Source organism: Nocardioides sp., from assembly GCF_034670285.1.
GTDB lineage: Bacteria > Actinomycetota > Actinomycetes > Propionibacteriales > Nocardioidaceae > Nocardioides.
On sequence record NZ_JAXMNS010000410.1, the window covers coordinates 1 to 3268 of the forward strand.

Genomic DNA, 3268 nt, shown 5'->3' on the forward strand with positions numbered 1-3268 from the left:
TCGTCCGTGAGGTCTTCTGCGACTGGGACACCGAGGAGCGCGGCACCCTCACGATCGAGCGCCCCGACACCCTCGGCCAACCGGCCAAGGCGCTGAGCGAGAAGACCCTGGCCAAGCGCTACGAGGTGGCTGCGCGCACGCTGACCGGCTCGATCCTCACGTGGTTCGAGTTCCCCAAGTGGTTCCAGTACAAGGAGCCGGTCAACACCCTCACCGCGCCGCAGTCGACGCCCGGCGGTCTGGCCTCCCAGCGCTCCTCGATCGGCCACTACGAGCTCGCCGAGGACGAGGCGATGATCATCTCGGTCCCGCGGTGCGACGACTGCACCTACCAAGCCGCGCAGATCGGCTCCGACTGGTACGCCTCGACCGACTACGAGACCCACCAGACCTCGCTCACCAAGGCGCAGGCCGAGACCGACCCCGACGGCGTGATCCGCTTCGTCGTGGCCGAGACCCCGCCGTACGACGGGAAGCCGGTCGCCAACTGGCTCGAGACCACCGGTCACCGCACCGGCTCGATGATGCTGCGCTGGCAGCAGCTCTCCCGCGACCTCACCCAGGACGCCGACGGGCCGACCATCCAGGTCGTGCCGCTCGCCGACGTCCCCAAGCACCTGCCCCACACCGCACCACTCACCCCCGAGGAGTACGCCGACCGCATCGCTGCGCGGCAACGCTCCGTGGCCCGAAGGATGATCTCTTGAGCACCGACCTTGGACTCGCCGCAGCGCACGACACCTCCATCGAGGAGCGCTACCGCCCCGCTCCGGTGCTGGCCGGAAAGGTCATCGTCATCTCGGGCATCGGCCCCGGCCTGGGCCGCTCGCTCGCCGACGAGGCCGCCCGGATGGGCGCCGACCTCGTGATCGCCAGCCGCACCGCCTCGCGTCTCGACGAGGTCGCCGAGGAGGTCAAGGCCCACGGCGTCCGCGTCGTCAGCGTCGTCACCGACGTCACCGACGAGGACTCCCGCGCCAACCTGGTCGCCAAGACGCTCGAGGCCTTCGGTCGCGTCCACTGCGTCATCAACAACGCCTTCGCCATCCCGCCGATGGACCCGATCACTCAGATCGACCCGAGGAAGCTGGCCAAGGTCAACGAGACCAACGTCTTCGCCCCGCTGCGACTCTCGGCGCTCTTCGCCGATGCCCTGGCCGAGTCGAAGGGCTCGATCATCATGCTCAACTCGGCCGTGCAGTTCTCCTCGCAGCCCGAGTACGCCGGCTACAAGCTGTCGAAGGGCACGCTCGCGCACCTCGCCTCCTCGCTCGCCACCGAGCTCGGGCCGCGTGGGATCCGCGTCAACAGCGTGGCGCCGTCGTACATCTACGAGGACGTCAACCGCGGCTACTTCGACTACCTCGCCGCCGTCGAGAACAAGACCCACGACGAGGTGTACGCCGAGAAGGCCGGCCCGACCGACCTCAAGCGTCTCGCTTCCTCGGAGGAGGTCGCTCGCGCGACGCTGTTCCTCGCCTCCGACCTGGCCTCGGCGGTGACCGGGCAGATGCTGACGGTCGACTGCGGCGAGTTCCACAGCTGATGCCGAGCAACAACTGGTCGTCGAGTAGCCGGGCAGCGAGGAACGCGCGACCGGCGTATCGAGACGCTCACCGCGACCGGTCGCCTCACCGCGTCTCGATACGCCCGCCCCGCTCCTTCGTCGCGAAGGCGCGCTACTCGACGACCCAGAGCCTGCTCGCTCGGGCCGGCCGCCTGACGATCGACGAGGTAATCGGATGAGCGACAACATCATGGCGCGCACGCGCCCGGACGTCGGCTCGTTCGACGACATCGTCGCGGCTGCCGAGCGCACCACCGGGCTGAGCGACTTCGGCTGGGAGCCGGGCACCGAGCACGAGACGGGGCTGCGACTCCTCGCCGAGGACCTCGCCTCCCCCGAGGCCGGGCTGACGCCGCTGGGCAACTACTTCCAGCGCTCGGAGGTGAAGAGCGCGCTGGTCGGTCGGCTGCTGACGCAGGCGCGCTTCGACGAGCGACCCGAGCACGCCGACGTCCCGATCGAGCGTCCGATCTTCGTGATGGGTCTCCCCCGCACCGGCACGACCGCCCTGCACCGGCTGCTGCACGCCGACCCGATGGCGCAGGGCCTGGAGATGTGGCTGACCCAGTTCCCGCAGCCGCGTCCGCCGCGCGAGACCTGGGAAGACGATCCGATCTTCCAGGCGATGCAGACCGCTTTCTCGGCTCACCACGTCGAGAGCCCCGACTTCATGGGGATCCACTACATGGATGCCACCACGGTCGAGGAGTGCTGGCGGCTGCTGCGCCAGACCGGCAAGTCGAACTCGTATGAGTCGCTCGCCAACATCCCGCGCTACACCGAGTGGCTCAAGAAGCAGGACTGGACCGACGCCTACGCGCGCCACAAGCAGAACCTCCAGCTCGTCGGGCTCAACGACCCCGAGAAGCGCTGGGTGCTCAAGAACCCGTCGCACATGACGGCGCTCGACGCCCTGATGACGGTCTACCCCGACGCGCTCGTCGTCTACACGCACCGCGACCCGGTGGTCTGCATCGCGTCGTCGTGCTCGCTGTCGGCCGAGACGACCGCCGGGCACTCGACGACCTTCGTAGGCGACGTGGTCGGCTCGACCCAGCTCGACCTGTGGTCGCGGGCCTTCCACAGCTACCACGACGCGCGGACGTCGTACGACGACGCACAGTTCGCCGACGTCGCCTTCTCCGACCTCGTGGCCGACCCGATGGGAGTCGTGCGCGGGGTCTACGAGAAGTTCGGGCTCGAGTTCTCCGCCGACACCGAAGCTGCTGTGGGCGAGATCGACCGGGAGTCGAAGCAGGGCGGCAAGGCGCCGTCGCACCGCTACTCCCTCGGCGACTACGGGCTCACCGAGACCGACGTGCAGGCCGCGTTCGACCGCTGAGCGCGCTCACTTCTCTCTGGGGGAGATAGTCCCTGACGAAATGGCCCCTCCCACGGCGATTCAGGGGCCACTTCGTCAGGGACTATCTCCCGACGGGCCGGCAGGAGTGCACAGCTCGGAGCGGTTGGCTCGTCCTCCACAGGGCTCCCGACGAGCGGTGCCGCGGTGCAGGCCGAGGGGGCATCGTCGCGCCATGACCTCCACCGAGCCGACCAGCCTCCATCGCCACCTCGGGATCGCCGTCCCCCAGACCTGGCGACGTCGCTCCGATCCCGACACCGGGGTGTTGGTCGCCGCCCGCGCGACCCGGTTGCCCGCGAGCGGGGTGCGCCCCGAGCTGGTGCTGAGTATCTGCCGAG

At 69.2% G+C, this 3268-nt stretch carries 2 protein-coding genes and 1 pseudogene; all 3 read left to right on the forward strand.

Annotation, left to right across the window (positions count from 1 at the left end; all coding sequences use genetic code 11):
- A pseudogene (locus VOI19_RS16755) lies at nucleotides 1-707 on the forward strand (hypothetical protein); the annotation flags it as partial.
- Nucleotides 704-1546, forward strand: coding sequence for an SDR family oxidoreductase (locus VOI19_RS16760; RefSeq protein ID WP_323794098.1), 843 nt, complete (start codon nucleotides 704-706; stop codon nucleotides 1544-1546). The pseudogene VOI19_RS16755 and the gene VOI19_RS16760, both read left to right, overlap by 4 nt.
- 196 nt (nucleotides 1547-1742) lie before the next feature.
- Complete coding sequence (locus VOI19_RS16765; protein WP_323794099.1) at nucleotides 1743-2909, forward strand: sulfotransferase; 1167 nt, start codon at nucleotides 1743-1745, stop codon at nucleotides 2907-2909.
- Nucleotides 2910-3268: the final 359 nt, after the last annotated feature.